This is a genomic window from Desulfobaculum sp. SPO524 (assembly GCF_044987625.1).
GTDB lineage: Bacteria > Desulfobacterota > Desulfovibrionia > Desulfovibrionales > Desulfovibrionaceae > Desulfobaculum.
The window spans coordinates 1-2,402 of sequence record NZ_JBJDSB010000011.1; the positions used below are offsets into that span (position 1 = coordinate 1).

Consider the following 2,402-nt stretch of genomic DNA (forward strand, 5'->3'; position numbering starts at 1 on the left):
GCCAATCCAGCTTCCTAAAAATGGGAGGACTACCGGACGAACTTAGCAGGTCAGATCAGGCTAGGTGACCACTACCTTCTCGATTGAATCCAACAATACGCTGACAACTCTCCTCCAGTACATGACTCACTCCAGAAAAAAGATTTATATACTCACCAAAATGCTTTTCTAACTCCATAGAGTAGTCACCGTAATCACAACAAAAACCTCTCATGGATTCAAGGACCATTCTTTGGAATAAAACGAAAGCGTTCCTGGGCAACTCTATTTCCAAATTTTCATTCGAACATTTTTGTTCATACAAAGCCCGAAATTTGCTTATAGAACAAAGAGAGTGACGCACTTCATCATCAAGATCAATATCACGCAAGTCATCAGCCACATCATCAAAACACTTCAACAACTGGACACACTCAATTTCTGAAAAAACAACTCTACACATAAAACCATTATCAACAGCTAGTTCTTTAAAAATCATTATCCACGCTCCTTCTCTAGCATCAATACAGGACAAACAATTGCTTCTAAAAGCAAAAAGAAATCATCTAAAGTCAAACTCCACTTCTTCGCACATAAGCCTACAACCCTCTTCCAGCATTGAATTCAGGCCATCCAGCAGACTGAGATACTCATCAAGTTCAGTTCCTAGACGACTTGAATAATCCCCTGGGAAACACCCAAAGTCTTGCAGCACTGCGATCATCGCTTTCTGCAAAACAGCCAAGCCTCTATATGGCAATTCAACTTCAACATTTTCACCTATTGCGGACTCATATCCTTCTAACATTCCTTGATCATAGCCAAGAGCACAGGCCTTTGACACTCCTAAAACAGATTCAAAGTCAACGTTATGAAACCCACGAAGCACCTCGTTAAAGGAATTCAGAAGCATTCCACATTCAGCTTTTGAAAGTGAAACTTTACATACAACGGATCCACAACATACAATCTCTTTCAAAAACATACCATCCCCTTCATATTGAACTCAATTAACAGCACTAAATACGCACTACAACAGAGTATATTATATCAAATCACGAAACTTCCCCTTACCCTTATCAGGCCTAAACGCGGCTCCCTAATCTGGATCATTTGGATTATGAATAATAAGGGGACCTCCAGGTTAGTGCTTCGACATCTTTTGGGACACGACCACATAATGGAGATCATGAAAGTTAAAACACTCCCGAATACAAAAAACACTAGCAACAAATCTAATAGTCCAATCGATGCAGATCATACTTCAATGGAGTACCACAAATCCCCAATTCTCCACTGAGTCCTTGAATTGGCATCAATGGACACACAGCATGTAACAAAAGCCGCACCTCCTCCTTTGAATCACGAATAAAGAATACAGCTCCATTTTCAGGCGGCATCCCGCTACTAGAACTTCTTGCTATAAACAACTCACCAGTCTTAATTTCAAGATACTTTTTATTGCACCTTTCCAAAGTTCGCTTAAAGTCTTTGAGCCCTTCATCTGTCAACTCTATCATGCCAAAATTTCGTTCAATAACCTTATCACCTGGAGGGATTTGTTCTTCAGGTTTTAAAACAGCACGATGATGGCGGATAGCCTTCACATTCTCACACCCCACATAAAACACACAACAGCCACCAGAATTTGCCATACTTGGGAACAACAAACACATGAATAGCGATACAACAATTTTCAATTCTCCATCCTTGTCTCATTGTTTACAGAAGCATCATTTCTGCAATGATTCGCGCATGTACTCTATCAATCATTCTCCACTTACGCATCATGTCCCCTTTAGTCCCCTGGATCCGCCCTTGATCTCTTTGAAAGCCTTCGGGAATTTCCTAAGAGGAACGCCCATTGCCTCAAGGGGAACAGAAAGAAACTGTAAAGTCCCCTTTCTTAGAGCCAGCTAAGGAAGAGAGACTCCCGGCCGTTTTATCCTGCCTTGAACAACACTGGAACTATTGCGCTGAAAGCATGACATATATGCCCTAACTCTCCGCCAGTCATCCCATAACTTCCTCATTATATCTTAGACTATTACCTACCTTTAGCTCTTCAAAATCTCCCTTATGTTTTGTGAATGAAAACATCCTTGATTTTTCGCCATCAACAGCCGCAACCAGCACGACACTTTTCATATGAAATGGACTTCGAACTACTGCAAAAGACACATTCCGCAGAAGTCCAATCCGTCGTAATACAGAGCTTTTTCAGCGCCCCACGAACATCTAACAGGCATACAACGAATGCATTTCACGCATCCGGGTTCGAATCCAATTTTCCCATACATAACAAGTTGTTATATCGGTAATCCCCCCGGAAAAGAGTGGTTCTGAAAAGTAGAATTTTCTCGTAAACCTATCCGAGGAGATTCGACATGAAGAAATCGCGTTACACCGACTCGCAGATCTTG

General features: G+C 41.4%; 3 protein-coding genes. All 3 read right to left on the reverse strand.

Annotated features, from left to right (window positions below):
* Nucleotides 1-55: 55 nt before the first annotated feature.
* Nucleotides 56-478, reverse strand: a complete 423-nt coding sequence (locus ACI3L3_RS16840) for a hypothetical protein (RefSeq protein WP_404846325.1) — start codon at nucleotides 476-478, stop codon at nucleotides 56-58.
* Nucleotides 479-541: 63 nt separating this feature from the next.
* On the reverse strand, nucleotides 542-964 hold the full coding sequence (locus tag ACI3L3_RS16845) for a hypothetical protein (protein ID WP_404846326.1): 423 nt from the start codon (nucleotides 962-964) through the stop codon (nucleotides 542-544).
* Between the two features lie 250 nt (nucleotides 965-1,214).
* Nucleotides 1,215-1,679, reverse strand: coding sequence for a hypothetical protein (locus ACI3L3_RS16850; protein ID WP_404846327.1), 465 nt, complete (start codon nucleotides 1,677-1,679; stop codon nucleotides 1,215-1,217).
* Nucleotides 1,680-2,402: the final 723 nt, after the last annotated feature.

Excerpts from the sequence above, each read along its gene's own strand:
- ACI3L3_RS16845 (WP_404846326.1), bottom strand. The coding sequence starts at position 964 with ATGTTTTTGAAAGAGATTGTATGTTGTGGATCCGTTGTATGTAAAGTT.
- ACI3L3_RS16840 (WP_404846325.1), bottom strand. The coding sequence starts at position 478 with ATGATTTTTAAAGAACTAGCTGTTGATAATGGTTTTATGTGTAGAGTT.